23 protein-coding genes are annotated in these 25,952 nt (G+C 71.3%); 14 read left to right on the top strand and 9 right to left on the bottom strand.

What is annotated here, in order from left to right; all coding sequences use genetic code 11:
• Positions 1-363: 363 nt before the first annotated feature.
• Positions 364-1,113 carry a TioE family transcriptional regulator gene (locus ACZ4SW_RS28910; RefSeq protein WP_468251501.1) on the bottom strand — a complete coding sequence of 250 codons (750 nt, stop codon included), beginning with the start codon at positions 1,111-1,113 and terminating at the stop codon, positions 364-366.
• 57 nt (positions 1,114-1,170) lie between these two features.
• Here ACZ4SW_RS28910 and ACZ4SW_RS28905 point away from each other — a divergent pair, with 57 nt between their 5' ends.
• Positions 1,171-2,382, top strand: coding sequence for an erythromycin esterase family protein (locus tag ACZ4SW_RS28905; RefSeq protein WP_468251499.1), 1,212 nt, complete (start codon positions 1,171-1,173; stop codon positions 2,380-2,382).
• Positions 2,383-2,556: 174 nt separating this feature from the next.
• On the opposite strand, the gene ychF is transcribed toward ACZ4SW_RS28905, so the two are convergent.
• Positions 2,557-3,645, bottom strand: coding sequence for a redox-regulated ATPase YchF (ychF, locus tag ACZ4SW_RS28900; RefSeq protein WP_468251497.1), 1,089 nt, complete (start codon positions 3,643-3,645; stop codon positions 2,557-2,559).
• Positions 3,646-3,993: 348 nt separating this feature from the next.
• On the opposite strand from ychF, the gene ACZ4SW_RS28895 reads away from it, so the two are divergent.
• The gene (locus ACZ4SW_RS28895) at positions 3,994-4,500 is read left to right on the top strand and encodes a DUF6542 domain-containing protein (protein WP_468251495.1); all 507 of its coding nucleotides are present in this window, start codon (positions 3,994-3,996) and stop codon (positions 4,498-4,500) included.
• 96 nt (positions 4,501-4,596) lie between these two features.
• Here ACZ4SW_RS28895 and ppgK read toward each other — a convergent pair whose 3' ends face one another.
• The gene (gene ppgK / locus ACZ4SW_RS28890) at positions 4,597-5,343 is read right to left on the bottom strand and encodes a polyphosphate--glucose phosphotransferase (protein WP_468251508.1); all 747 of its coding nucleotides are present in this window, start codon (positions 5,341-5,343) and stop codon (positions 4,597-4,599) included.
• An 84-nt stretch (positions 5,344-5,427) separates the two neighbouring features.
• Positions 5,428-6,432, bottom strand: coding sequence for a 4-hydroxy-3-methylbut-2-enyl diphosphate reductase (locus tag ACZ4SW_RS28885; RefSeq protein WP_468251493.1), 1,005 nt, complete (start codon positions 6,430-6,432; stop codon positions 5,428-5,430).
• Between the two features lie 271 nt (positions 6,433-6,703).
• On the opposite strand from ACZ4SW_RS28885, the gene xseA reads away from it, so the two are divergent.
• Together xseA and ACZ4SW_RS28875 are read left to right on the top strand one after the other, a co-directional pair.
• Positions 6,704-7,939, top strand: a complete 1,236-nt coding sequence (gene xseA / locus ACZ4SW_RS28880) for an exodeoxyribonuclease VII large subunit (RefSeq protein ID WP_468251491.1) — start codon at positions 6,704-6,706, stop codon at positions 7,937-7,939.
• 9 nt (positions 7,940-7,948) lie between these two features.
• Positions 7,949-8,185, top strand: coding sequence for an exodeoxyribonuclease VII small subunit (locus ACZ4SW_RS28875; protein ID WP_468251489.1), 237 nt, complete (start codon positions 7,949-7,951; stop codon positions 8,183-8,185).
• A 31-nt stretch (positions 8,186-8,216) separates the two neighbouring features.
• Here ACZ4SW_RS28875 and ACZ4SW_RS28870 read toward each other — a convergent pair whose 3' ends face one another.
• Positions 8,217-8,735 carry a DUF4245 domain-containing protein gene (locus tag ACZ4SW_RS28870; protein WP_468251487.1) on the bottom strand — a complete coding sequence of 173 codons (519 nt, stop codon included), beginning with the start codon at positions 8,733-8,735 and terminating at the stop codon, positions 8,217-8,219.
• 127 nt (positions 8,736-8,862) lie between these two features.
• On the opposite strand from ACZ4SW_RS28870, the gene glpX reads away from it, so the two are divergent.
• The gene (glpX, locus tag ACZ4SW_RS28865) at positions 8,863-9,897 is read left to right on the top strand and encodes a class II fructose-bisphosphatase (protein WP_468251485.1); all 1,035 of its coding nucleotides are present in this window, start codon (positions 8,863-8,865) and stop codon (positions 9,895-9,897) included.
• 70 nt (positions 9,898-9,967) lie between these two features.
• Here glpX and ACZ4SW_RS28860 read toward each other — a convergent pair whose 3' ends face one another.
• Together ACZ4SW_RS28860 and ACZ4SW_RS28855 are read right to left on the bottom strand one after the other, a co-directional pair.
• Complete coding sequence (locus ACZ4SW_RS28860; RefSeq protein ID WP_468251483.1) at positions 9,968-10,339, bottom strand: WhiB family transcriptional regulator; 372 nt, start codon at positions 10,337-10,339, stop codon at positions 9,968-9,970.
• A gap of 164 nt (positions 10,340-10,503) precedes the next feature.
• Complete coding sequence (locus ACZ4SW_RS28855) at positions 10,504-11,208, bottom strand: DUF1707 SHOCT-like domain-containing protein (protein WP_468251481.1); 705 nt, start codon at positions 11,206-11,208, stop codon at positions 10,504-10,506.
• A 180-nt stretch (positions 11,209-11,388) separates the two neighbouring features.
• On the opposite strand from ACZ4SW_RS28855, the gene ACZ4SW_RS28850 reads away from it, so the two are divergent.
• Complete coding sequence (locus ACZ4SW_RS28850; RefSeq protein WP_468251479.1) at positions 11,389-13,065, top strand: fumarate hydratase; 1,677 nt, start codon at positions 11,389-11,391, stop codon at positions 13,063-13,065.
• 47 nt (positions 13,066-13,112) lie between these two features.
• Here ACZ4SW_RS28850 and ACZ4SW_RS28845 read toward each other — a convergent pair whose 3' ends face one another.
• Entirely contained in the window at positions 13,113-13,568 is a 456-nt protein-coding gene (locus ACZ4SW_RS28845; protein WP_468251477.1) for a SigE family RNA polymerase sigma factor, read from the bottom strand.
• A gap of 157 nt (positions 13,569-13,725) precedes the next feature.
• On the opposite strand from ACZ4SW_RS28845, the gene ACZ4SW_RS28840 reads away from it, so the two are divergent.
• The 3 genes from ACZ4SW_RS28840 (at position 13,726) to ACZ4SW_RS28830 (ending at position 18,302) form a co-directional block, all read left to right on the top strand.
• Positions 13,726-15,111, top strand: a complete 1,386-nt coding sequence (locus tag ACZ4SW_RS28840; protein ID WP_468251475.1) for a class II fumarate hydratase — start codon at positions 13,726-13,728, stop codon at positions 15,109-15,111.
• 95 nt (positions 15,112-15,206) lie between these two features.
• Complete coding sequence (fomD, locus tag ACZ4SW_RS28835; protein ID WP_468251474.1) at positions 15,207-15,908, top strand: cytidylyl-2-hydroxypropylphosphonate hydrolase; 702 nt, start codon at positions 15,207-15,209, stop codon at positions 15,906-15,908.
• 273 nt (positions 15,909-16,181) lie between these two features.
• Entirely contained in the window at positions 16,182-18,302 is a 2,121-nt protein-coding gene (locus ACZ4SW_RS28830; protein WP_468251472.1) for a SpoIIE family protein phosphatase, read from the top strand.
• A gap of 69 nt (positions 18,303-18,371) precedes the next feature.
• Here ACZ4SW_RS28830 and ACZ4SW_RS28825 read toward each other — a convergent pair whose 3' ends face one another.
• A complete protein-coding gene (locus tag ACZ4SW_RS28825) occupies positions 18,372-20,768 on the bottom strand; it encodes a transglycosylase domain-containing protein (protein WP_468251470.1) in 2,397 nt (798 codons plus the stop codon).
• A gap of 238 nt (positions 20,769-21,006) precedes the next feature.
• Here ACZ4SW_RS28825 and ACZ4SW_RS28820 point away from each other — a divergent pair, with 238 nt between their 5' ends.
• The 5 genes from ACZ4SW_RS28820 (at position 21,007) to ACZ4SW_RS28800 (ending at position 25,949) form a co-directional block, all read left to right on the top strand.
• On the top strand, positions 21,007-21,942 hold the full coding sequence (locus tag ACZ4SW_RS28820) for an SPFH domain-containing protein (RefSeq protein WP_468251468.1): 936 nt from the start codon (positions 21,007-21,009) through the stop codon (positions 21,940-21,942).
• Positions 21,939-22,187, top strand: a complete 249-nt coding sequence (locus tag ACZ4SW_RS28815; protein WP_468251466.1) for a type II toxin-antitoxin system antitoxin — start codon at positions 21,939-21,941, stop codon at positions 22,185-22,187. The genes ACZ4SW_RS28820 and ACZ4SW_RS28815 overlap by 4 nt, the downstream gene beginning before the upstream one ends.
• A 221-nt stretch (positions 22,188-22,408) precedes the next feature.
• Positions 22,409-22,933 carry a PadR family transcriptional regulator gene (locus ACZ4SW_RS28810; protein ID WP_468251464.1) on the top strand — a complete coding sequence of 175 codons (525 nt, stop codon included), beginning with the start codon at positions 22,409-22,411 and terminating at the stop codon, positions 22,931-22,933.
• The gene (locus tag ACZ4SW_RS28805; RefSeq protein ID WP_468251462.1) at positions 22,930-23,619 is read left to right on the top strand and encodes an ABC transporter ATP-binding protein; all 690 of its coding nucleotides are present in this window, start codon (positions 22,930-22,932) and stop codon (positions 23,617-23,619) included. The genes ACZ4SW_RS28810 and ACZ4SW_RS28805 overlap by 4 nt, the downstream gene beginning before the upstream one ends.
• Positions 23,616-25,949: an ABC transporter permease gene (locus ACZ4SW_RS28800; RefSeq protein ID WP_468251460.1), complete on the top strand. Its 2,334-nt coding sequence runs from the start codon at positions 23,616-23,618 to the stop codon at positions 25,947-25,949. The genes ACZ4SW_RS28805 and ACZ4SW_RS28800 overlap by 4 nt, the downstream gene beginning before the upstream one ends.
• The last annotated feature ends 3 nt before the right edge of the window (positions 25,950-25,952 follow it).

Below are 25,952 nucleotides of genomic sequence, written 5' to 3'. Positions count from 1 at the left end.
TTGCGGGGCCCTTGCTCCTTGCGGCTCTTCCGGATCTCGAAGTCCATCGCATCCCCTGAACTGGGGTGTTGCGACGACCACTAGAACGGAAGGACACCGTAGCGGGGCCTTCGCAGCGACCGAGGTGGGGCCTTCGCAGAGCCCCATGAGGCGCGCGCGAGACGCCCGCGACGCGGCGCCACGGACGCGCCGGTGGCGCTGGTGGCGCCGGTGGCGCCGGGACCGCACCGCCTGGCCGACCGGCCCGTGCCAGGCGGGTGTTCGCCGAGGTGCGGGCTCGGCGCTCCTTCCGGCTCCCCGACCGATCGGCCCGGTGGCCTGCGGCCCCTGCGTGATCCGGCCGCGGTCGACGGGAGCGACGTCTCATCCGCGCTCGCGGAGGTACGCCTCCAACTCGGCGGCCCCGGTCAGCAGCGCCCGTCCGCGGGCGGACAGCCGGCCGTGCCAGTCCCGCAGTGCGGCCTCCAGCGGCTCCAGGCCGCCCGCCGCCCGGACCTGGGCGATCAGCGGGGCGATCTGCTCCAGCAGGTAGCCGCCCCGCCTGAGCTGGTGGATCAGCCGGGCGTCGCGTACGTCGGCCTCGTCGTAGACGCGGTACCCGGTCAGCGGGTCCCGGCGCGGGCGCACCAGCCCGGCGCGCTCCCACGCGCGCAGCGTCGCGGGCCGGATCCCGAGCTCGTCCGCCAGCGGCCCGATGAACGTGCCGCCGGGCCCGGGCGCCGCGGCACGTTCGGACCGCACGCCGGGTTCGGGCTGCATGGCGGGCTCCAGACCTCGGAGGGCGCTCTCCACGGCCTGGAGGGTCCGGCGGTCGTCGAGGAGTTGGGCGTGGCCGACGTCGATGAGGCGGAACGCCTCATCGACCGCGCCCCGGTTCACGGCCCGCATGATCGAGGCGGCCGTCTGGTGGCCGTGGCCGGGCACCAGGGCGAGGAACGCGCGCAGGGCCGCCGCGTGCAGCGGCGTATAGGTGCGGTAGCCGTGGGGTGTGCGGTCGGCGGCGGGAAGGATGCCGGCCTCCTCGTAGTTCCTGACCGCCTGCGCGGACAGACCGTGCCCGCGCGCCAGATCCACCGGCCTGAGCCGCTCACTGCTTTGAAGCTTTTGCCCCATGCCCCTGCCGGTATCGCGGAAAAGTTTCAACCGAAGGTTCAACGATACCGTTGAGGGATGGCTATCGGCATCAAGGACACCGCCCATGCCCTCGACGCGGCCGCCGTCATGAGGCTTCTCCCGGCCCGGCCGCGGCTGCTCGCCCTGGGCGAGCCCACCCACGGCGAGGACGCCCTGCTCCACCTGCGCAACGAGCTCTTCCGGCAACTCGTCGAGGAGGGCGGCTACCGGACCATCGCGATCGAGAGCGACTGCATGATGGGCCTGGTCGTGGACGACTACGTCGCCTCCGGCACGGGCACCCTCGACGAGGTCATGGAGCGCGGATTCAGCCATCCGGACCTCGGGCTCGGCGCGTCCGCGGCCAACCGCGAACTGGTGCGCTGGATGCGCGCGTACAACGACGGCCGGCCCGCGTCCGAGCGGCTCCGCTTCGCCGGTTTCGACGGCCCGCTGGAGATCACCGGCGCGGCGAGCCCCCGGCAGTCCCTCACCGCACTCCACGACTACCTCTCGGCCCGGGTGGACGCGGACCTGCTGCCCTGCACCGCGGCAACGCTCGACCGCCTGCTCGGCGCCGACGACCGGTGGACCGATCCGGCCGCGATGATGGACCCGGCCCAATCCGTGGGGCGGTCGGCCGAGGCCGATCGGCTGCGGCTGCTCGCCGACGATCTGGTGGCACTGCTCGACACGCAGACGCCGCACCTGATCGCGGCGACCTCGCGGGACGACTGGGACCGGGCGCGCCTGTACGGGCGCACCGCGACCGGCCTGCTCCGCTACCACCACTGGATGGCGGACACCTCACCGGCCCGTATGACCCGGCTGTGCGCGCTGCGGGATGCGATGATGGCCCACAACCTTCTCGCCCTCGCCGCTCGGGGCCCGGTACTCGTCCACGCCCACAACTCCCACCTCCAGCGGGAGAAGAGCACGATGCGGATGTGGCAGGGTCCGGTGGAGTGGTGGAGCGCCGGTGCGCTGGTGAGCGCCCGACTCGGCGAGGGGTACGCCTTCGTGGCCACGGCCCTCGGCACGATCCGGCACCAGGGAGTGGACACGCCGCCGCCGGACACCGTGGAAGGAGTCCTGTACGCGCTCCCGGAGGACCGCTGTGTCATCGACGCCCCGCGACTGGCCGCCGCCCTCGGCGACAGGCGGCCCGCACCCCGCGTATCCCCCTGGTTCGGCTACTCCCCGCTCGACCCGGCCCACCTGGCGGACAGCGACGGCATCGTGTTCGTCAAGGACGTCCCGCAGAGCTAGATGTGGTGCCCAGGCAGGCTGGTCGAGTCCGTGCTCGGACACGGCCTGAATCTCCGTGACGGGTGAAGGCCTCCGGTTGTGGAGTGGAGCTGTCGCGGAACCGCGGACTCCGTGCGGAGGGCGAAGGCCGCCCGACCCACTCCACCGCGGATCGGACGGCCTTTTGCCGAACCGTCAGACGTTGAAGCGGAACTCCACCACGTCCCCGTCCTGCATCACGTAGTCCTTGCCCTCCATGCGCGCCTTCCCCTTGGCGCGGGCCTCGGCCACGGAACCCGCCGCCACCAGGTCCTCGAAGGAGATGACCTCCGCCTTGATGAAGCCCTTCTGGAAGTCGGTGTGGATGACGCCGGCCGCCTCGGGGGCCGTGGCGCCCTTCTTGATCGTCCAGGCGCGGGACTCCTTCGGGCCCGCCGTGAGGTAGGTCTGCAGGCCCAGGGTGTCGAAGCCGACGCGGGCCAGGGTCGCCAGGCCCGGCTCGTGCTGGCCGACCGACTCGAGGAGTTCGAGGGCCTCGTCCTCGTCCAGTTCGGCGAGGTCCGCCTCGAGCTTGGCGTTGAGGAAGATCGCCTCGGCGGGGGCGACCAGGGCGCGCTGCTCGTCCTTGAAGGCGTCGTCCGTCAGTTCGTCCTCGTCGACGTTGAAGACGTAGAGGAACGGCTTGGTGGTGAGGAGGTGCAGGTCGTGCAGCAGCTCGGCGCGCTCGCTGCCCTGGACGATGCCGTGCGCGAAGAGCGTGTCGCCCTTCTCCAGGATCTCCTTGGCCTCCTCGACGGCCTTCACCTTCGGGGCGACGTCCTTCTTGATCCGCGACTCCTTCTGCAGGCGCGGCAGGACCTTCTCGATCGTCTGGAGGTCCGCGAGGATCAGCTCGGTGTTGATCGTCTCGATGTCGTCCTTCGGCGAGACCTTGCCGTCCACGTGGACGACGTTCTCGTCCTTGAAGGCGCGGATGACCTGGCAGATCGCGTCCGACTCGCGGATGTTCGCGAGGAACTTGTTGCCCAGGCCCTCGCCCTCGCTGGCGCCGCGCACGATGCCCGCGATGTCGACGAAGTCCACGGTCGCCGGGAGGACCCGCTCCGACTTGAAGATCTCGGCCAGCTTGGCGAGACGCGCGTCGGGAACACCGACGACGCCCACGTTCGGCTCGATCGTGGCGAACGGGTAGTTGGCCGCCAGCACGTCGTTCTTGGTCAGGGCGTTGAACAGGGTCGACTTGCCGACGTTGGGCAGACCGACGATTCCGATCGTGAGCGACACGTTGCGACTTCCCGTACGTGAGTGTGGAGGACTGGACTGGGCTGCGGGCCCGGGTCCGTCAGGAGAGTGTGCGGGCCGATCCACCAGTCTACGGCGTACCGGGCCCCGCTCCGGCGACGTATCGAACGCTTGGCCAAGCTCGAGCCAACGGCGTGTCCCATGCACCATTCCGCACATAAACCGACCTAAGTTGGTCCAGTGGAGCAACACAGGACGCGACCCCCGCAACACGGACCGCGACGCGGTGCGCCCCTTCCCCCGCAGGGCCGGCGCAGCGCCGCCGCGCCCGTCCGGTCCGGCGCGGCCGCCGCGCGGCCTCCCCGGCCCGGCGGTCCCGGCCGGCCCGAGGTGCCCGACGGGGCCGCCTGGGCGCGGCCGGCGGGCCAGGACACCGGTGGTACGCAGCGGCGCCCGGCGGCCCGGGTGCGGAACACCCCTCCGTCCGACCAGGCGGTACGGCGGCTGCCCGGCCCCCGGCTCACCGGGCTCGGCGGCGGGCTGTTCTGCGCGGCCGTGATGCTCGTGCTGGCGTGTCTGGACCAGTTGCTGTTCGGGGCGTCGCTCACCGTCTACGGCGTGCTGTTCCTGCCGGTGGCCGCGCTGACCGCGCTGTGGGTGCGGCGCGGGGACCTGGTGACCGCGCCGGTGGTCGTGCCGATCGCGTTCGCCGTCGGGCTGCTGGTCGTGGCCGACGGTGGCAGCGGCTTCGCGGGGCATCTGGTCGGGCTGGTCACCGCGCTCGCCACCCAGGCGGGCTGGCTGTACGGCGGCACGCTGATCGCCGGCGTCATCACGACCGTGCGCAAGGTGCGGATGCTGCGCCGCAAGGTGGCGGCGCGCCGCCGGAGCGCCTGAGCGGCGCCTGACCGTGCGGGGCGCCCGCACCGGGCGCCCGCCCCCGGAGCCACCTCGGTCGCCGCCGCTCCCCCTGCTCGCCGCCCGCCCTGCTCCCTATCCCTGCTTCGCCGCCCGCATCGCCGCTCCCACGATCCCCGCGTTGTTCTGAAGCCGGGCGGGGACGATCTCCGCGTTGATGCCCTGGATCAACGGCAGGAACTTCTCGGACTTGCGGCTGACGCCGCCGCCGATGATGAACAGTTCCGGCGAGAACAGCATCTCCACGTGCGCGAGGTACTTCTGCACGCGGCGGGCCCAGTGCTCCCAGGTCATGTCGTTGTCCTCCTTCACCTTGGAGGACGCGCGCTTCTCCGCGTCGTGGCCGCCCAGCTCCAAGTGGCCGAACTCCGTGTTCGGCACGAGGACGCCGTCGATGAAGAGGGCGCTGCCGATGCCCGTGCCGAACGTCAGGACGATGACCGTGCCCGAGCGGCCGCGGCCCGCGCCGAACTGCATCTCGGCCACGCCCGCCGCGTCCGCGTCGTTCACCACGGTGACCGGGAGCCCGCCCAGGCGCTCACCGAACAGGGCCCGCGCGTCCGTGTCCACCCAGCTCTTGTCCACGTTCGCCGCCGTACGGACCATGGCGCCGCCGGTGACGACGCCGGGGAAGGTGAGGCCCACCGGTCCGGTCCACCCGAAGTGTTCGACGACCTCCTTCACGCCGTCCGCCACCCCGTCGGGCGTCGCCGGGTGAGGGGTGAGCACCTTGAAGCGCTCCTGAGCCAGGTCGCCCCGCTCCAGGTCCACGGGAGCACCCTTGATCCCGGATCCGCCGATGTCCACGCCGAAGATCTGCATGGGCACCACGGTACGACGTGGCACGGACAGCCACTCCACGGCGCCCTGTGCGCGGCCGCCGCGCCGCCGCCCGCGCCCGGTGCGCTACTTCTCGCCGGTGCGCTCCGCCACCAGTGCCGCCGCCTCCTCGCGCAGGTCACGGCGGAGTTCCTTGGGCAGCGAGAAGGTGATGGACTCCTCCGCCGCCTTGACGATCTCGACGTCCTCGAAGCCGCGCTGCGCGAGCCACTCGAGCACCTGCTCGACCAGGACGTCCGGCACGGAGGCGCCCGAGGTCACGCCGATCGTCGACACACCGTCGAGCCAGGACTCGTCGATCTCGTCGGCGAAGTCCACCAGGTACGCCTCGCGTGCGCCCGCGAGCTTGGCGACCTCGACCAGCCGCTTGGAGTTGGAGGAGTTGCGGGAGCCGACCACGATCACCAGGTCGGCCTCGGCGCCCATCTGCTTCACCGCCAGCTGGCGGTTCTGGGTGGCGTAGCAGATGTCGTCGCTGGGCGGGGAGACGAGCTGCGGGAACTTCTCCTTGAGCGCGTCGACCGTCTCCATGGTCTCGTCAACCGAGAGGGTGGTCTGGGACAGCCAGACGACCTTCGACGGGTCGCGCACCTCGACGCGCCGGACGTCCTCGGGGCCGTCGACGAGCTGGATGTGGTCGGGGGCCTCGCCGGAAGTGCCGATGACCTCTTCGTGGCCCTCGTGCCCGATCAGGAGGATGTCGAAGTCCTCGTTGGCGTACCGGATCGCTTCCTTGTGGACCTTGGTGACCAGGGGGCAGGTCGCGTCGATGGTGGCGAGCCGGCCCTGCCTGGCCTCCTCGTGGACGGTGGGCGCCACGCCGTGCGCGGAGAACATGACGATGTTCCCCGGAGGCACCTCCTCCGTCCGCTCGACGAAGATCGCGCCCTTCTTCTCCAGGGTCTGCACGACGTACTTGTTGTGGACGATCTCGTGGCGGACGTAGATGGGGGCCCCGTACTGCTCGAGGGCCTTCTCGACGGCGATCACGGCACGGTCGACGCCCGCGCAGTAACCCCGGGGGGCGGCGAGCAGAACACGGCGGCCAGACGAAGCAGTCATGTGATCCATCGTAAGGGCCGCGCCCCCGCGCGTCCGAGGCCCCCGTGGGGCCCCGCTCGGATCGCCTGTACGGGGAGACCGGGGGAAGCAGTGTGCTGGTGCCGGTGGCGGGGGCGGCGATCACGGTCGCGGTGATCGTGGCGGCGTCGGGGGCGGCGCAGGTGGTGGGGGCGGTGTGGCTGCTCTCGTGGGATCGGTGGTGCTGGTCGCGCAGCGGGGCGCGGGACGGGCTGACCGCGCCGACCCGGCGTTGTCGGTCCCGGCCGTTAGTCTCGGGCGCATGGCTGTGAACACGTCCGCGGAGAACCCGCTGCCCGTCGGTGAGGTGTCGCGGCTCATCGGGGGGTGGATCGACCGGCTCGGGGCCGTGTGGGTCGAGGGGCAGATCACGCAGTTGTCGCGGCGGCCCGGCGCCGGGGTCGTCTTCCTGACGCTGCGCGACCCGTCGTACGACATCTCCGTCGGCGTCACCTGCTACCGCCAGGTGTTCGACTCCGTGGCCGACGTGGTGAGCGAGGGCGCCCGTGTCGTCGTCCTCGCCAAGCCCGAGTGGTACGCCCCCAGGGGACAGCTGTCGCTGCGGGCGGCCGAGATACGGCCCGTGGGCGTCGGGGAACTGCTCGCGCGGCTGGAACAGCTCAAGAAGGCGCTCGCCGCCGAGGGCCTGTTCGCGCCCGAGCGCAAGAAGCCGCTGCCGTTCCTGCCCCAGCTCGTCGGGCTGGTCTGCGGCCGCGCCTCGGCGGCCGAGCGCGATGTGCTGGAGAACGCGCGGCACCGCTGGCCCGCCGTCCGCTTCGAGGTGCGCAACGTCGCCGTGCAGGGCGTGCACGCCGTCCCGCAGGTGGTGCAGGCCGTGAAGGAGCTGGACGCGCTGGACGAGGTGGACGTGATCATCGTGGCGCGCGGCGGCGGCAGCGTGGAGGACCTGCTGCCGTTCTCGGACGAGCAGCTCGTGCGGGCGGTGGCCGCCTGCCGTACGCCCGTGGTGTCCGCCATCGGGCACGAGCCGGACAACCCGCTGCTCGACCATGTCGCCGACCTGCGCGCCTCCACCCCGACCGACGCGGCCAAGAAGGTCGTACCGGACGTCGGGGAGGAGCTGGAGCGGGTACGGCAACTGCGGGACCGGGCGCGGCGGTGCGCACAGGCGTTCGTCGAACGTGAGGAGCGCGGGCTGGCGCACGCGCTGGCGCGGCCCTGCATGGAGGACCCGTACCGCATGGTCGACGAGCGGGCCGACCAGGTCGGCGCGCTGGTCGACCGTGCCCGGCGCACCCTCGGGCATCTACTCGACCGCGCCGAGTCGGAGCTCACGCACACGCACGCGCGCGTGGTGGCCCTGTCCCCGGCCGCGACACTGCGGCGGGGATACGCGGTGCTGCAGAAGGCCGACGGACACGTGGTCCGGGCACCGGACGAGGTGGCGGCGGGCGAGGCGCTGCGGGCGCGGGTCGCCGCGGGCGAGTTCACGGTACGGGCCGACGGCCAGAGGGCCGACGGCGACCAGGGATCCTAGGGTGGGCGCATGACCAGCAGGACGGACGAGGCACTCGGGTACGAGCAGGCGCGGGACGAGTTGATCGAGGTGGTGCGGCGCCTGGAGGCCGGCGGCACCACGCTCGAGGAGTCCCTGGCGCTGTGGGAGCGGGGGGAGGAGCTGGCCAAGGTGTGCCGGACGTGGCTGGAGGGCGCCCGCAGGCGGCTCGACGCGGCGCTGACCGAGGAGGCGGACGCGGAGGAGGGCGCGGAAGGGTCCGGGTGACCGGGCGGCGCCCGGCGGCGCCACCGCGTCGTCAGCCGGTCCTCAGCGCCTCGGCCATCTTCGTCAGCTCGGCGAACGACGCCGTGCCCGTCACCACGGTCGTGGCGCCCTTGCCCTTGAGCACGAGCGCGTCGTAGCGGCCGCCGGTGTAGCGCTGCCAGGTCTGTCCGCCGATGCGCTCGGTGGCCTTCGTCTCCTGTGCGCCCTGGCTGGCGTCGTCGATGAACTCGGACGCCCGCTGAGTGGACTGCTCGATCGCCACGTACTGTCCCTCGGGGTCCTGGTAGCCGAGGTGCCAGGCGTCGAAGGGTTCGTCCTGGAAACGCACCGAGGTGGCCTTCCAGGTGTCGGGCAGGCCTACGGGCGCCGCGACCGGGTAGCTCGCGGCGCGGCGCGCGGTGAGCAGCTCGACGCGGTAGTCGACCCGCTGGATGTCGGGAGCGCGGTCGTCGTGGGGGATGAAGAGATAGATGATGCCCGCCATCAGCCCGATGAGGGCCAGGGAGAGGATCATGTCCCGGACCGACTGCTTGCCTTTCATACCTGCCACGCCCCTATCGTCGCAGGTGCCCGGGCCTGCTCATCCGTGGGGTGCCCTGCTCATTTTGTCTGTCCGGCGATAGAGTCGGGGGCATCACCCTCATCCGGCCGTCGTCGTATCAGAAAGGTGCGCTCCGATGACCGAGAATCACCATCTGCCGTCCGAGCTCGAAGTTCCCTCCGAGGCCCCGGACCGCAACCTAGCCCTCGAACTCGTCCGGGTCACCGAGGCCGCCGCCATGGCCGCCGGCCGCTGGGTCGGCCGCGGGGACAAGAACGGCGCGGACGGCGCCGCGGTGCGCGCCATGCGCACCCTCGTCTCGACCGTCTCGATGAACGGCGTCGTCGTCATCGGCGAAGGCGAGAAGGACGAGGCGCCGATGCTCTTCAACGGGGAGCGGGTCGGCGACGGCACCGGCCCGGAGTGCGACATCGCCGTCGACCCGATCGACGGCACCACGCTCACCGCGAAGGGCATGCCGAACGCGATCGCGGTGCTGGCCGCCGCCGACCGCGGCACGATGTTCGACCCGTCCGCCGTCTTCTACATGGACAAGCTGGTCACCGGCCCCGAGGCGGCCGACTTCGTCGACATCAACGCCCCCGTCTCGGTGAACATCCGCCGGGTGGCGAAGGCCAAGCACTCCACGCCCGAGGACGTCACCGTCGTCATCCTGGACCGGCCGCGCCACGACGGTCTGATCAAGGAGGTCCGGGAGACCGGCGCACGCATCAAGCTCATCTCGGACGGCGACGTGGCCGGTTCGATCCTGGCGCTGCGCGAGGGCACCGGCATCGACCTGCTGCTGGGCATCGGCGGTACGCCCGAGGGCATCATCTCCGCCTGCGCGGTGAAGTGCCTCGGCGGCACCATCCAGGGCAAGCTGTGGCCGAAGGACGACGAGGAGCGGCAGCGGGCACTCGACGCGGGCCACGACATCGACCGCGTCCTGACCACGGACGACCTGGTCTCCGGTGAGAACGTCTTCTTCGTCGCCACCGGCATCACGGACGGCGAGCTGCTGCGCGGTGTGCGCTACCGGTCGGAGACCGCCACGACCGACTCGATCGTCATGCGCTCCAAGTCGGGCACGGTCCGGCGGATCGACTCCGTGCACCGGCTGAGCAAGCTGCGCGCGTACAGCGCGATCGACTTCGACCGGGCCAAGTAGACCCGTACGGAAGGGGGCGTCCTCGGTGCGGCGAGGGCGCCCCCTTCCGTACGCGCCCGTGCGCGGCGGTTCAGCCGGCCGCCGCTATCGTCCCCCGCGCGGCCTTCTTCAGCTCCAGTTCGCGGCGGCGGCGCCGGGCCAGCACCACGCGGCGTTCGGCGGCCGTGAGCCCGCCCCACACCCCGTACGGCTCGGGCTGCACCAGCGCGTGTTCCCGGCACTCGACCATCACCGGACAGCGCGCACAGACCCGCTTGGCCGCCTCCTCGCGGGACAGCCGGGCAGCGGTGGGTTCCTTGGAGGGGGCGAAGAACAGGCCGGCCTCGTCGCGCCGGCACACAGCCTCCGTGTGCCACGGGGCGTCCTGATCCCTGTCGCGCACTGGCACCCGCTGGTGCGGAACGTCAGCGACCTGCAGGGACGAATGCGGCGGTTGCAGCACGGTCTACTCCTGACGACGGCTTCGCGAGCGAGAGACGATGCAGCAAGGCCTACCCGCTGTGCGCGCGCCTATGCACTGAGTTCCCAACCGCAGGCTTTCCGGGAGCCGTTCATACCGCCGGAATGTGACGTCGGCATGGCGCTGCCCGGGCGAGTTCACAGGCGTCAATGGTCCAGGCGTTTGCGCAAAGCCTTGTCCACCTTGTGCGAGACGCGGTCGAGGATGTCCGCGACCAGCTTGCCGCGCTTGGGTTTGGCCTCCACGTTCCCGAACACGGCAAGGCCGTCGACGTGGACGACGGGCGCGTCGGGGTGCCCCGAATCCAGCGGGCTCACCTCGAAGTTGCCCAGTACGCCGCCGCCGGTACCCCGCAGCGAGACGTTCTCCGGGACGCGTATCTGCACGTCGCCGAAGATCGAGACCGCCTTGATCACGACCTGCTGGTACTCGAACAGGGCCTCACTGAGGTCGATCTCGACGGTGCCGAAGATCGCGTACGCGTGCGTGCGGCGGCCGGGGCGCCAGCGGCCCCGGCGGATGGCACTGCTGAAGACCGCCACCACGTTCTCGTCGGCCTCCCTCGGCAGGGAACCCGGCACGGGGCGGCCCGGCGGCGCGGCGTACACCGGGGCGGGCCGGCGCGGGTGGGCCGCGGGCAGGTCGCGGACGAACCGGTCCAGCTCACCGACCGTCTTGGCGTGCAGCACCCCCTCCACGCGCTCGGCGTGCTCCTCCGCCGTCAGCCGCCCCTCGGCGAGGGCGTCGCGCAGGATGTCGGTGATGCGGTCGCGGTCGGCGTCGGAGCAACGCAGGTCGGCCGGGGGCACGGGCCGGTCGTCGGCCGGAGCTGGGCTCTTGTGAAGGTCCACCGCAGCAGCGTAGCGAAACGCGATAGATCGCGACTACCCCTCGGACGGCCCTGTGGAAAACGGCAGGGTCTTCGGACGGGACCCGGGACTGAGCCCTACCTCACAGATCCGCCGTCAGAGCCAGGTTCTAGGCTGGTGGGCGCTGCCAACGGAGGCCAGCCGCTGTCGCTTGAGTGAGGAATGGGCGAGATGCCTGAGTTCGCGTACACCGATCTGCTCCCCACGGGAGAGGACACCACCCCGTACCGGCTGGTGACGTCCGAGGGCGTCTCCACGGTCGAGGGGCCCGACGGGCGTACGTTCCTCAAGGTGGAGCCGGAGGCGCTGCGCAAGCTGGCCGAGGAGGCCATCCACGACATCCAGCACTACCTGCGCCCGGCCCACCTGGCGCAGCTGCGCCGCATCGTCGACGACCCGGAGGCGAGCGCCAACGACAAGTTCGTGGCCCTGGACCTGCTGAAGAACGCGAACATCGCGGCGGCGGGCGTGCTGCCGATGTGCCAGGACACGGGCACGGCGATCGTGATGGGCAAGCGCGGCCAGAACGTGCTGACGCAGGGCGAGGACGAGAAGGCCCTCTCCCGCGGCATCTACGACGCCTACACGAAGCTGAACCTGCGCTACTCGCAGATGGCTCCGCTGACGATGTGGGAGGAGAAGAACACCGGTTCGAACCTCCCGGCGCAGATCGAGCTGTACGCGACGGACGGCGGCGCCTACAAGTTCCTGTTCATGGCGAAGGGCGGCGGCAGCGCCAACAAGTCCTTCCTCTACCAGGAGACCAAGGCCGTCCTGAACGAGGCCTCCATGATGAAGTTCCTGGAGGAGAAGATCCGTTCGCTCGGTACGGCCGCGTGCCCGCCGTACCACCTGGCGATCGTCGTCGGCGGCACGAGCGCCGAGTACGCGCTGAAGACCGCGAAGTACGCCTCCGCTCACTACCTGGACGAGCTGCCGACCGAGGGCTCCGAGCTGGGGCACGGCTTCCGGGACAAGGAGCTGGAGGAGAAGGTCTTCGAGCTGACGCAGAGGATCGGGATCGGCGCGCAGTTCGGCGGCAAGTACTTCTGCCACGACGTGCGCGTGGTGCGACTGCCCCGGCACGGTGCCTCCTGCCCGGTGGCGATCGCGGTGTCGTGCTCGGCGGACCGGCAGGCGGTCGCCAAGATCACGGCGGAGGGCGTGTTCCTGGAGCAGCTCGAGACGGACCCGGCCCGCTTCCTGCCGGACACGACGGACGCCCACCTGGACGAGGGTGAGGTCGTCAAGATCGACCTGAACCAGCCGATGGAGGCGATCCTCGCCGAGCTGACGAAGTACCCGGTCAAGACCCGCCTGTCCCTGACGGGCCCGCTGGTCGTCGCCCGGGACATCGCCCACGCGAAGATCAAGGAGCGCCTGGACGCGGGCGAGGAGATGCCGCAGTACCTGAAGGACCACCCGGTGTACTACGCCGGCCCGGCGAAGACCCCCGAGGGTTACGCCTCGGGCTCCTTCGGCCCGACGACGGCCGGCCGCATGGACTCCTACGTCGAGCAGTTCCAGGCGGCGGGCGGCTCGAAGGTGATGCTGGCGAAGGGCAACCGGAGCAAGCAGGTCACGGACGCGTGCGCGGCGCACGGCGGCTTCTACCTCGGCTCGATCGGCGGCCCGGCCGCGCGGCTCGCCCAGGACTGCATCAAGAAGGTCGAGGTCGTCGAGTACGAGGAGCTCGGCATGGAGGCCGTCTGGAAGATCGAGGTGGAGGACTTCCCGGCGTTCATCGTCGTCGACGACAAGGGCAACGACTTCTTCCAGGTGCCCGCGGAGCCGCCCACGTTCACGTCGATTCCGGTGCGGGGGCCGGGGCTGGCGTGACCTCGGGCCGGCGCCCGCCCCTGATGGACGCAGGGGCGGGCGCCGTCTCATGACCTCTCGATCCCCCGGGCGAGCTGGGAGCGCACCGTGCTCGGCGCGATGTCCAGGTCGGCCGCGATCTCGGTGTCGGAGAGGTCGTGGAAGTACCGCAGCACCACGACCGTCCGCATCCGCATGGGCAGTTGCTGCCGTGCACGCACAAACCGGTCTCTGCTGTCGACCTGTCCGTGGACGTAGCCCGAGGCGGCCCGGTCCGTGCCGTCCGCTTCCGGAACCGTGCGGCGCAAGCGGCGCCACCGGTCGTTGGCGAGATTCACCATGATCCGCCGCACGTAGGCGTCCGGGGCGTCCGTCGCGGAGATCATGCGCCACTTGCGGCAGGCCCGCTCCAGGGTCTCCTGGACCAGATCCTCGGCCGCGTCGCGGTTGCCCGTCAGGACCAGGGCGCCCCGGAACAGCGCGGCCGACCGGGCGGCGACGAAGCCGGCGAAATCCGTCTCCACACGCTCCTCCCTTCCTGTCACCCGTGCTCGACGTGACCGCCCGGGGATCTGCTGCACGGCCGCGACGAGACGTGAGTCACAGAGATGACAGGGGATGTGGGCACCCGGGCGGCCCAAGCCGCGGAACATCCCCACCGCTCCGATCGCTATAAGCGGCATGAGCGACTACCGGATCGAACACGACTCCATGGGCGAGGTCCGCGTCCCCGCCCACGCCAAGTGGCGGGCCCAGACCCAACGCGCCGTGGAGAACTTCCCCGTCTCCGGGCAGCGGATCGAGCGCGCGCACATCGAGGCGCTCGCCCGCATCAAGGCCGCCGCCGCCAAGGTCAACGCGGAGCTCGGCGTGCTCGACAAGGACGTCGCCGACGCCATCCAGGAGGCCGCCGCCGAGGTGGCCGAGGGGCGGTGGGACGAGCACTTCCCCGTCGACGTCTTCCAGACGGGCTCCGGCACCTCCTCCAACATGAACGCCAACGAGGTCATCGCCACCCTCGCGACCGAGCGCCTCGGCCGGGACGTGCACCCCAACGACCACGTCAACGCGTCCCAGTCGTCCAACGACGTCTTCCCCTCCTCCCTCCACATCGCCGCCACCGCGGCCGTCAGCGGCGACCTCATCCCCGCCCTCGACCACCTCGCCACCTCCCTCGAACGCAAGGCCGAGGAGTTCGCCGATGTGGTGAAGTCGGGACGGACGCACCTCATGGACGCCACCCCGGTGACGCTCGGTCAGGAGTTCGGCGGGTACGCCGCACAGGTGCGGTACGGCATCGAGCGGCTCACCGCCTCCCTGCCCCGACTCGCCGAACTCCCCCTCGGCGGTACGGCGGTCGGCACCGGCATCAACACCCCGCCCGGCTTCTCCGCCGCCGTCATCGCGGAGATCGCCCGCACCACCGGGCTGCCGCTCACCGAGGCCCGCAACCACTTCGAGGCCCAGGGCGCCCGGGACGGGATCGTCGAGATCAGCGGACAGCTACGCACCATCGCCGTGGGATTCACGAAGATCGCCAATGATCTGCGGTGGATGGCCTCCGGGCCGCGCACCGGCCTCGCCGAGATCAGCCTCCCCGACCTGCAGCCCGGCTCCTCGATCATGCCCGGCAAGGTCAACCCCGTGATCCCCGAGGCCGTGCTCATGGTCGCCGCCCAGGTCATCGGGAACGACGCCACGGTGGCCACCGCCGGCGCCTCCGGCAACTTCGAGCTCAATGTGATGATGCCGGTCATCGCCAAGAACGTGCTGGAGTCCGTCCGGCTGCTCGCCAACGTCTCACGGCTCCTCGCCGACCGCACGGTGGACGGCATCGTCGCCCACCGGGACCGCGCCCGCGAGTACGCCGAGTCCTCACCCTCCGTCGTCACGCCGCTCAACCGGTACATCGGCTACGAGGAGGCCGCGAAGGTCGCCAAGAAGGCGCTCGCCGAGCGCAAGACGATCCGTCAGGTCGTCCTGGAATCGGGCTACGTGGACCGCGGCGACCTCACCCTCGAACAGCTCGACGAGGCGCTCGATGTCCTGCGGATGACGCACCCGTAACGCCTCGCGTCATATCGCCGCACATCACCCGCCCCTGACGCGAACCGATGACGGGCACCACAGCGTCGTATGCCTGGGGCACCTAATATCTGTGCATGGCAGAGGGTGGAGCGGTGAGACGCGTGGAAGCGGGCGAAGTCGGTGAGGTGACGGGGCGCTGGGCCCCCGGGGACCAGATCCTGTGGCGGTACCGGGAGAACGCCGGCGAGCGCTTCCACATCGCCCGCCCCGTCACCGTCGTACACGACGACTCCGAGCTGCTCGCCGTGTGGATGGCGCCGGGGACGACGTGCGTGAGGCCCGTCCTCGCCGACGGCACGCCGCTGCACGCCGAACCGCTGCAGACCCGCTACACCAAGCCGCGTACCGTGCAGCGCGACCGCTGGTTCGGCACCGGCGTGCTCAAGCTGGCCCGGCCCGGCGAGCCCTGGTCGGTGTGGTTGTTCTGGGAACCGGGCTGGCGCTTCAAGAACTGGTACGTCAACCTGGAGGAGCCGCTGGTGCGCTGGGTGGGCGGGGTCGACTCCGAGGACCACTTCCTGGACATCTGCGTCTACCCGGACCGCAGTTGGGGCTGGCGCGACGAGGACGAGTTCGCGCAGGCCCAGCAGGACGGGCTGATCGGCCCTCAGCTCGCCGAGCGGGTACGGGAGGCGGGACGGTCCGCGGTGGAGGTGATCCACGCCTGGGGCACGCCGTTCTCGGACGGCTGGCAGCACTGGCGGCCCGATCCGTCGTGGACGGTGCCGCACCTGCCGGACGACTGGGACCGCATTCCCGCGTACATGACCTCATGAGACCCTTGTTGCGCCCCCGCGGTACAACCGTAGGATCGTCCTCCGCAAGGGCGCACCACAGCAACTCCCGCAGTAAGCGCTGGGCTTGACCAACGTCACCGAGGGGCGGCAGGACGTGAGCGAGGGGTACGAGGGCCACACCGGGACGGCTCGTCCGACCGGTGCACCATGGACGGCGTGTGACCTGGCGGGAAATCCGTTCCTGGGGCACGTAATCCGGGTATCGGCATCACTGCGGGACGAACTGCACGCACGGCGCGCAGCCCCGGACGGATGGATTCGACACGCGTGACGGAGCACCCGACCTCCCATGAGCGCCCCCAGCCGGGCGTCGGCCCCGCGGAGCCCCGCGGGGCGCTCCTGCGTACCCCGGAGCCGCTGACCGCCCCACCGGCCACGGCCTTACCCGCACAGACCCGGGCGGGCGACACGGCCGCCTCTCCCGCCGCGCCGCCGGCGGCCTGCGCCCAGCACGGGTCGTCCGGCTCCCCGGGCGGCGCGTCCGCCCCCATGCCCGCGACGGGCGGCACGGAGCACTCCCAGCCGGCCGCGGACGAGCCCGACGCGCACCGGCCGCGCCCGGCCCCGGAGGTGATCCCGGTCCAGCCGAGCGGGGAGCAGAACCGTCCCGCCGCCCTGCCCGGCGGCAAGGAGCGGCGCACCGGTCAGGGCCGGCCGAGCGGGCCCATGCCGATGCGGCGCGACGGCGACCGGCTGCGTTTCGTGGGCGCCGCCACCCGGCGGATCGCCCGCGGCATCGACCTGGACGAGATCGTGATGGGCCTGTGCCGGGCCACCGTGCCCACGTTCTCGGACGCGATCCTCGTCTATCTGCGCGATCCGCTGCCGGTGGGCGACGAGCGTCCCACCGGGCCCCTCGTGCTGCGTCTGCGGCGCACCGACCGGATACCGCAGGAGCGGGACCTGGAGGACGGCATCCTGCCGGTGCCGGTCCCGGAGGACTCCGGGGTCGTGGAGCTGAGCAACGAGCTGTGCGAGGTGCGGGCCGGCGGTGCGCTCGCCGAGGTGCTGCGCGGTGTGCGGCCGGTGTTCGCGGACGCGCCCGCCGCCCGGGCCGCGCTGCCCGAGCTGCTCGGCGACGACCTGGCGGTCCCCCCGGGCCAGCGCGCCATTCTGGCGCCGCTGCGCGGACGGCGCCGGGTGATCGGTGCCGTGCTGTTCCTGCGCCGCCCCGAGCGCCTGGCGTTCGAGGCGGACGACCTGCTGGTCGCGGCGCAGCTCGCCACGCACAGCGCGCTCGGCATCGACAAGGCCGTGCTGTACGGCCGTGAGGCGTACATCGCGGACGAGCTGCAGCGCACGATGCTGCCGGAGACCCTGCCGAACCCGACGGGCGTACGGCTGGCGTCCCGTTACCTGCCGGCCGCCGAGACCGCACGGGTCGGCGGCGACTGGTACGACGCGATTCCGCTGCCCGGCAGCCGGGTCGCCCTGGTCGTGGGCGATGTGATGGGCCACTCCATGACGTCCGCGGCGATCATGGGGCAGCTCCGCACGACGGCCCAGACGCTGGCCGGGCTGGACCTGCCGCCGCAGGAGGTGCTGCACCACCTCGACGAGCAGGCGCAGCGGCTGGGCACCGACCGCATGGCGACCTGCCTGTACGCGGTGTACGACCCGGTCTCGCACCGGATCACCATCGCCAACGCGGGCCATCCGCCGCCGGTCCTGCTGCATCTGGGCGGCCGGGCCGAGGTGCTGCGGGTGCCCGCGGGCGCGCCCATCGGCGTGGGCGGCGTGGACTTCGAGGCGGTCGAGCTGGACGCCCCGGCCGGCGCGACCCTGCTGCTGTACACCGACGGGCTGGTCGAGTCGCGCCTGCGGGACGTGTGGACCGGCATAGAGCAGCTACGGGAGAAGCTCGCCGCGACCGCCCGGATCACCGGCGCCGACCACCCGCCGCCGCTGGAGGCGTTGTGCGACGAGGTGCTCGACATGCTCGGGCCCGGCGACCGCGACGACGACATCGCGCTGCTGGCCGCCCGCTTCGACGGGATCGCGCCGAGCGACGTCGCGTACTGGGTACTGGAGCCCGAGGACGCCGCGCCGAGCCGGGCACGGCGGCTGGCGCGGCGCGCGCTCGACCGCTGGGGCCTTCAGGAGCTGACGGACTCGGTGGAGCTGCTGGTCAGTGAGGTGGTCACGAACGCCGTGCGGTATGCGTCGCGTCCGGTCACGCTCCGGCTGCTGCGCACCGACGTGCTGCGCTGCGAGGTCGGCGACGACGTGCCGCAGCTCCCGCGTCTGCGGCAGGCACGGGCCACGGACGAGGGCGGCCGGGGGCTGTACCTGGTGAACCGGCTGGCCCGGCGCTGGGGCGCGACCCGGCTGAGCACCGGGAAGGTGGTCTGGTTCGAGCTGAACCGGGGCTGAGGTACGACACAGCGCGAAGGGCGCCCGGTGGCCGGTCCACCGGGCGCCCTTCGCGTCGGCCAGGGCCCGCTACCCGCCGTTGGGGTCGAGCGGATCGACCGGCGGCGACGGCGGCGACGGCGAGTTGCTCGGCGACGCCGGGGGCGAGCTGACCGGAGACTTGCTCGGCGGGGGCGTATTCGACGGCGGGGCCGAGCTCGTCGGGGGCTGGCTCGTCGGCTTGTGCGTGGTGGGCGAGGACGACGGCGAGCTGGTCGCCGAGTGCGAGGGGGTCGGCGTCACGCTGGGCTGGACCGCCGCGCCCTGGGTGGTCTCCAGGTCGAACTTGCTGACGCTGCTCATCGCCTCGAAGGTGTACGCGGCCCAGATCTGCGCCGGGTAGGTACCGCCGTTGATACGGCCGCTCGGGCTGCCCGGGACGACGCCCGTGGCACCCGTCAGCGGAACCTGGGCGTGCGTCTTGGGGTCCTCGCCGAACAGGCCGACGGAGGTGACCAGGTCCGGCGTGTAGCCGGTGAACCAGGCCGACTTGTTGTTGTCGGACGTACCCGTCTTGCCGGCGACCTGCTGGCCGCCGCGCGCCGCGTTGTCCGCCACCGACCTCCTGGCCGTACCGTCGTCGACCACGCCGGTGAGCACCGAGGTGACCGTGTCCGCGGCCTCCCGGCTGATGACCTGGTCGCCGACCGGGTCCGGGAAGGTGACCGCGGTGTTGTTGTGCTCGGCCGACTTGATGATCGTCGGAGTGACCTTCCTGCCGTGGTTGTCGAGGGTGGCGTAGATGCCGGCCATCTCCAGCGGGCTGGCGCCCATGGAGCCCAGCGTCTGCGCCGGTACCGGCCGCATGCCCTTGGTGTCCATGCCGAGCTTGCCGGCGACGCTCATCACCTTGTCCATGCCGACGTCGATGCCCATCTGCGCGAAGACGGAGTTGACGGAGTCGTTCATCGCCGTCTGGACGGTGATGTCGCCGTAGTTCGTGTCGTCCTCGTTCGGCGGGCCGAAGCCGACCTTGGCGCCGTTGTCGACCACCTGGCGGCCGCTGGTGCCGTCGTAGATCGTGTTGGCGTCGATGGTCCGGCCGTCCTGCGTCTTGGCGCCCTCGTCCAGGGCGGCGGCCAGGATGACCGGCTTGAAGGTGGAGGCGACCTGGTAGTCGCGGCGGGTCGCGTTGTTGGTGAAGTGCTTGAAGTAGTCCACACCGCCGTACAGGGCGAGGACCTTGCCCGTCTTCGGGTCGACCGAGGCGGCTCCGGCCTGGACCGCGCCGTCGACGGGACGCTTCTTCGCGTTGAGCTTGCTGGTGAGCTGGTCCTTGACGGACTGCTCCAGCTCGTTCTGCTTCTTCTTGTCGATGTTCAGCGTGATGGTCCAGCCGCCCTGCCGCACCAGCGCCTCGGCGTCGCCGAGCGAGGAGGCGGTCCCCTGGGCGACGAGCTGCTTCTCCAGCGCCGCGTCGGCCGCGTCCACCAGGTAGCCGTTCTGGCCGCCCATGCCGGGCGCGCCCTTGGGTGCCTTGGGCACCGGGAACTTCATGGCCTGGCGCTTGCCCGCGTCCAGCCAGTGCATCTGGACCATGTTGTTCAGGACGTAGTTCCAGCGCGCCTGCGCCAGTTGCTTGCCGGTGTCGGTGGCGATCGCCCAGTCGTACTGGTTCGGCGCCTGGAGCAGGGCGGCGAGGTACGCGCCCTCCTCGACCGTGAGGTTCTTGGCGTCCTTGTGATAGTACGCCTGCGCCGCGGCCTGGATGCCGTAGGCACCCCGGCCGTAGTAGCTGGTGTTGATGTAGCCGGCGAGGATGTAGTCCTTGGTCTTCTGGCGGTCCAGCTTCAGCGAGATGACCAGTTCCTTCAGCTTGCGCGTGACGGTCTGGTTCTGCGTCAGGTAGTAGTTCTTGACGTACTGCTGGGTGATCGTGGAACCGCCCTGCGCGCCCTTGCCGGAGAGCGTGTTGAGGATGCCGCGGGCGGTGCCCCTCAGGTCGACGCCGGCGTCCTGGTAGAAGGTCTTGTTCTCGGCGGCGACGAAGGTGTGCTGGACGGCCTTGGGGACCTCGGCGAGGTCGACGCTCTCGCGGTTGACGTCGCCGGTGCGGGTCAGGATCGAGCCGTCGCTGTACTTGTAGACGTTGCTCTGCAACGTCGCGGAGGCGTTCGCCGCCGGGATGGGCGTCATCAGGTACAGCGCCACGAACGCGCCCATGACCAGCAGGACGAAGCCGAAGAGCGAGCCGAGGACCGTCTTCCAGGTGAAGAAACGGCGTATGCCGCTCTTACCTCCCTTACCGCTCTTCGCGCGGCTCCTGGCCGCTCGCGCGGCGGCCCGGCCGCCGGCCGGTGCGCCGTCCGGTGCGCCGGGCGGGCCGACCGTGCCGACCGACGCGGAACCGGTCGTCCTGGGTGAGCGCTTGGGCGCCGCGCGGCGGCCGCCGCGCTGCCGCGCTCGTCTCTCTTCCGCTCGTCCCATGGGTCGATCCGCTCCGCTTCGCTCTCGTGGGTCACACAGGTGCGTGGTTCAGGTCAGCTCAGAAAGCTAACACCGCGCGGTATGACAAAGGCTTGTCGATCACGTCTTTTACGGACGTGAGATCCAGCACCCGCTCCATCGGAACCGACGTGCAGGAGGAGTGGAAGGTTGTCCGCCGGGGTAATGTGCTAACACTTAGATAGACCCAAGCTAGAGAAGAAACCGGGGGAGACCACCCATGTCCACACGAAACGCTTCCGCCACCACGGACATACCAGAGATGCCGAGCCCCCGCGTACGGGAGTTCCCGGCACACAGCATCGGCGGCGGACTCGCACTGCTGCTCGGGCTGGTGGGGCTGGTGCTGGGCGTCGCCCTGGTCGCCGGCGGGGCGACCGTCACCGCGTCCGGGGTCAAGGCGGCGCTCATCGTCGTCGGCGTGCTGGTCGGCCTGGCGGCGTTCGTCGCGATGTGCGGTCTGAACACGGTGGCGCCGGGCGAGGCGCGGGTGGTGCAGCTCTTCGGGCGCTACCGCGGCACGATCCGGCAGAACGGACTGCGCTGGGTCAACCCCTTCACCTCGCGCACGAAGATCTCGACCCGGGTCCGCAACCACGAGACCGCCGTCCTGAAGGTCAACGACGCCTACGGCAACCCGATCGAGCTGGCCGCGGTGGTGGTCTGGAAGGTGGACGACACGGCCCAGGCCACGTTCGAGGTGGACGACTTCCTGGAGTTCGTCGGCACCCAGACCGAGGCGGCCGTGCGCCACATCGCCATCGAGTACCCGTACGACGCCCATGAGGAGGGCGGGCTCTCGCTGCGCGGCAACGCGGAGGAGATCACCGAGAAGCTCGCCGCCGAACTGCACGCGCGCGTGGAGGCCGCCGGGGTCCGGATCATCGAGTCGCGGTTCACGCACCTCGCGTACGCTCCGGAGATCGCGTCCGCGATGCTCCAGCGGCAGCAGGCCGGGGCGGTGGTCGCGGCGCGTCGGCAGATCGTCGACGGCGCGGTCGGGATGGTCGAGGCGGCGCTCGGCCGGATCGCGGAGCGGGACATCGTGGAGCTGGACGAGGAGCGGAAGGCGGCGATGGTGTCGAACCTGATGGTGGTGCTGTGCGGGGACCGGGCGCCGCAGCCGGTGCTGAACACGGGGTCCCTCTACCAGTGACGGCTCCTTCCGGGGGCACCGGCCCCGAGCGTCGGCCGCAGCAGCGCAAGCAGGTGCTGTTGCGGCTGGACCCGTCGGTGTACGAGGCGCTCGCGCGGTGGGCGTCGGACGAACTGCGCTCCGCGAACGCGCAGATCGAGTTCCTGCTGCGGCGCGCCCTCGCGGAGGCGGGGCGCCTGCCGCGCGAGGCGAAGCCGATTCCCCGCCGCGGGCGGCCGCCGCGTTCGGACGCGCCGGAGTCCTAGGGCCCGGGCAGGCGGCGTTCGCCCGTCGCGACGCCCGGCACGCACTCCCGCCGCACCGACCGCCCCTGGGCACTTGGGGTGTCGCCCGCAGAGCCCGTCGGCCTCCGCCCGTGTGGCAGAACCGTGACAATCGGCTCCCACCTGCACGGAGTCACCCGCCGCGAACGCGTATACGCGGCATGTATACGCCAGGTGTATACGCGGTGTGTACAGTGCTCCGCATGTCCATCGGTCACACTCTCCTGGGACTCCTGGAGTCCGGGCCCCGCCACGGTTACGACCTGAAGCGGGCCTTTGACGAGAAGTTCGGTCAGGACCGGCCGCTGCACTACGGCCAGGTCTACTCGACGATGTCCCGGCTGCTGAAGAACGGGCTCGTCGAGGTCGAGGGGATCGAGCCCGGCGGCGGGCCCGAGCGCAAGCGGTACGCGATCACCGAGGCCGGCGTCACCGACGTCCAGCGCTGGCTGGCCACACCGGAGAAGCCCGAGCCGTACCTGCAGTCGACCCTCTACACCAAGGTCGTCATCGCCCTGCTCACCCACCGCGACGCGGCCGGCATCCTGGACACCCAGCGCGCCGAGCACCTGCGGATGATGCGGATCCTGACCGACCGCAAACGCAAGGGCGACCTGGCCGACCAGCTCATCTGCGACCACGCCCTGTTCCACCTGGAGGCCGATCTGCGCTGGCTGGAACTGACCGCCGCCCGCCTGACCAAGCTCGCCCAGGCGGTGACCGCATGAGCGCTCCCGCCGGTTCCCTGCTCGCCGCCGAAGGCCTGCGCAAGGCCTACGGCCCCACCCTCGCCCTGGACGGCGCGGAGTTCTCCATCCACCCCGGCGAGATCGTCGCCGTCATGGGCCCCTCCGGGTCGGGCAAGTCGACCCTGCTGCACTGCCTGGCCGGGATCGTGCCGCCGGACGCCGGCTCCATCGTCTACAACGGGCGCGAGATGGCCGGCATGAGCGATGCCGAGCGCAGCCTGCTGCGCCGCAGCGAGTTCGGGTTCGTCTTCCAGTTCGGCCAGCTCGTCCCCGAGCTGACCTGTGTGGAGAACGTGGCCTTGCCGCTGCGGCTGAACGGCACCTCCCGCAAGCAGGCCGAACAGGCCGCGCTGTCCTGGATGGCCCGGCTCGAGGTCGACGACCTCGCCGGCAAGCGGCCCGGTGAGATATCGGGCGGCCAGGGCCAGCGCGTCGCCGTCGCCCGCGCCCTGGTCACCGGCCCGCGCGTGCTCTTCGCCGACGAACCCACCGGCGCGCTCGACTCCCTCAACGGCGAGCGCGTGATGGAACTCCTCACCGAGGCGGCCCGCTCCACCAACGCCGCCGTCGTACTGGTCACGCACGAGGCACGGGTGGCGGCCTACTCCGACCGCGAGATCGTCGTACGCGACGGGAAGTCCCGGGACATGGAGCGCCTCGTATGAACCCCAGGCAGTGGTCGAAGGACCTGGCCATGGGTGCCAGGTTCGCGTTCACCGGCGGGCGCGAGGGATGGGTCAGGCTCCTGCTGACCGGCTTCGGCGTCGGACTCGGCGTCGCCCTGCTGCTCCTCACCACCGCTCTCCCCAACGCGATCAAGGTGCGGCACGCGCGGGACCAGGCCCGCGCCGACCACACCTACAGCCTGGAGCAGATACCCAGGGCCGACAACACGTTGGTGATCGCGGACATCGACGACACCTTCCGCGGCAAGGACATCCGCGGGCGCCTGATGGAGCCCGAGGGTCCCAGAGCACCGCTGCCGCCCGGCCTGAACGGCTTCCCCAAGCCGGGCGAGATGGTCGTCTCCCCCGCGCTGCGGCACCTGCTCGCCTCCGGCGACGGCGCCCTGCTGCGGCAGCGCCTGCCTTACCGGATCACCGGCACCATCGGGGAGAGCGGGCTCATCGGCTCGCGGGAACTGGCCTACTACGCCGGTGCCGAGGGACTCGCGGACAAGATCAACCCCCCGAACGTGGCCCGTATCGACATGTTCGGGAACGACGGAAACACGTCCGAGAAGACGGACCCCGTCCTGCTCCTGCTGACCCTGGTCGTCTTCGTCGTCCTCCTCATGCCCGTCGGCGTCTTCATCGCCGCGGCCGTGCGGTTCGGCGGCGAGCGGCGCGACCGCAGGCTGGCGGCGCTGCGGCTCGTCGGCTCGGACAGCGGGATGACCCGGCGGATCGCCGCCGGCGAGGCGCTGGCCGGGTCACTGCTCGGGCTGCTGTTCGGCACGGCCTTCTTCCTGGCCGGACGTCAGCTCGCGGCATCCGTCGAGGTGTTCGGGGTCAGCGTCTTCCCCAGCTACATGAACCCCTCTCCGCTGCTGGCCCTGCTCGTGGCGGTCGCGGTCCCGGCCGCGGCGGTGCTGGTCACCCTGTTCGCCCTGCGGGGCGTGGTCATCGAGCCGCTCGGCGTGGTGCGCACCGCCAGGCCCGCGCGGCGCCGGCTGTGGTGGCGCATCCTGCTGCCCCTGGGCGGGCTCGCGATGCTCTACCCGATGGTCGGCAAGGGCCACGACAACGGGAACTTCAACGAGTACCTGGTCGTCGGCGGAGTCCTGCTCCTGCTCATCGGCGTGACCGCGCTGCTCCCGTGGGTCGTCGAGACGGTCGTCGCCCGGCTGAACTCCGGCGGCGTCGCCTGGCAACTGGCGGTCCGCAGGCTCCAGTTGAGCAGTGGGACCGCCGCCCGCATGGTCAACGGCATCGCGGTGGCGGTGGCCGGGGCGATCGCCCTGCAGATGCTGTTCTCCGGTGTCGAGGGCGACTACACGAAGCGGTCGCGGAACGACGTGTCGCGGGCGCAGATGCAGGTGTCCGTGCCGCACGACACCTCGGTGGTGCGGGCCGCCGAGGGGTTCCAGGGCACCAAGGGCGTCCGCGGGGTCGTGGCGTTGTCCTCCGGGGAGATGGGCGACCGGCGCAAGGACCCCCGCTCCAGCAGCGAGATCACCGTCGGCGACTGCTCGGCCCTGCGCGAGGTGGCAAACCTCTCCTCGTGCCGCGACGGCGACGTGTTCGTGCTGCGGGGCGCCGAGTACGACACCGACACCCCCGCCCTGTCCAAGCCGGGCCGCACCCTCTACCTCGACCCGACGTACGGCGGCAACCCGAAGGGGGCGGAGTTCCCCTGGAGGGTGCCCCGGGGCATCAAGGAGGCCCAGTCCCGCAAGGACCCGACCGGGGTGAAGCGCGGTGGCTTCCTGTTCACCCGGGGAGCCCTGCCCGCGCAGGCGTCGTCCGGCCTCCGGGGTGAGATCTTCCTGTCGCTGGACCGCTCGGTACCGGACGCACCCGATCTCGTACGGAACACCGCGGCGCGGGTCACCCCGTTGTCCGTGCCCATGACCTGGGCGGCCACCGAGGAGTCCGTGCGCTTCACCTCCATCCGCACGGGGCTGTTCGTCGGTGCCACCTGTGTCCTGATGCTGATCGGGGCGAGCCTGCTGGTCTCCCAGCTCGAGCAGTTGCGCGAACGCAAGAAGCTGCTGTCCTCCCTGGTCGCCTTCGGCACCCGGCGCCGCACGCTGAGTCTGTCGGTGCTGTGGCAGACGGCGATCCCCATCGCCCTCGGCCTGCTGCTGGCCTCGGTGGTCGGTCTGGCGCTGGGCGCCGTCCTGCTGAAGATGTCCGCCGCCACGGTGAGCGTGGACTGGGCGAGCGTGCTGACGATGACCGGCATCGGCGCGGGGGTCGTGCTGCTGGTGACCGCGCTCAGTCTGCCGCCGCTGCTGCGGCTGATGCGGCCGGACGGGCTGCGTACGGAGTAGCCG

It is taken from the genome of Streptomyces sp. NPDC028331, from assembly GCF_055565775.1.
The sequence above is the reverse complement of the archived record's forward strand: the minus strand, read 5'-3'. Positions and strand labels throughout refer to the sequence as shown.

Bases quoted from the DNA above. Each gene is read 5' to 3' on its own strand.
- ACZ4SW_RS28805 (WP_468251462.1), top strand. From the start codon at position 22,930: ATGAGCGCTCCCGCCGGTTCCCTGCTCGCCGCCGAAGGCCTGCGCAAG.
- ACZ4SW_RS28830 (WP_468251472.1), top strand. From the start codon at position 16,182: ATGGATTCGACACGCGTGACGGAGCACCCGACCTCCCATGAGCGCCCC.
- ACZ4SW_RS28810 (WP_468251464.1), top strand. From the start codon at position 22,409: ATGTCCATCGGTCACACTCTCCTGGGACTCCTGGAGTCCGGGCCCCGC.
- ACZ4SW_RS28820 (WP_468251468.1), top strand. From the start codon at position 21,007: ATGTCCACACGAAACGCTTCCGCCACCACGGACATACCAGAGATGCCG.
- xseA (WP_468251491.1), top strand. From the start codon at position 6,704: ATGGCTGTGAACACGTCCGCGGAGAACCCGCTGCCCGTCGGTGAGGTG.
- fomD (WP_468251474.1), top strand. From the start codon at position 15,207: ATGGCAGAGGGTGGAGCGGTGAGACGCGTGGAAGCGGGCGAAGTCGGT.
- ACZ4SW_RS28875 (WP_468251489.1), top strand. From the start codon at position 7,949: ATGACCAGCAGGACGGACGAGGCACTCGGGTACGAGCAGGCGCGGGAC.
- ppgK (WP_468251508.1), bottom strand. From the start codon at position 5,343: ATGCAGATCTTCGGCGTGGACATCGGCGGATCCGGGATCAAGGGTGCT.
- ACZ4SW_RS28910 (WP_468251501.1), bottom strand. From the start codon at position 1,113: ATGGGGCAAAAGCTTCAAAGCAGTGAGCGGCTCAGGCCGGTGGATCTG.
- ACZ4SW_RS28850 (WP_468251479.1), top strand. From the start codon at position 11,389: ATGGGCGAGATGCCTGAGTTCGCGTACACCGATCTGCTCCCCACGGGA.
- ACZ4SW_RS28885 (WP_468251493.1), bottom strand. From the start codon at position 6,432: ATGGATCACATGACTGCTTCGTCTGGCCGCCGTGTTCTGCTCGCCGCC.
- ACZ4SW_RS28840 (WP_468251475.1), top strand. From the start codon at position 13,726: ATGAGCGACTACCGGATCGAACACGACTCCATGGGCGAGGTCCGCGTC.
- ACZ4SW_RS28905 (WP_468251499.1), top strand. From the start codon at position 1,171: ATGGCTATCGGCATCAAGGACACCGCCCATGCCCTCGACGCGGCCGCC.
- glpX (WP_468251485.1), top strand. From the start codon at position 8,863: ATGACCGAGAATCACCATCTGCCGTCCGAGCTCGAAGTTCCCTCCGAG.
- ACZ4SW_RS28825 (WP_468251470.1), bottom strand. From the start codon at position 20,768: ATGGGACGAGCGGAAGAGAGACGAGCGCGGCAGCGCGGCGGCCGCCGC.
- ACZ4SW_RS28800 (WP_468251460.1), top strand. From the start codon at position 23,616: ATGAACCCCAGGCAGTGGTCGAAGGACCTGGCCATGGGTGCCAGGTTC.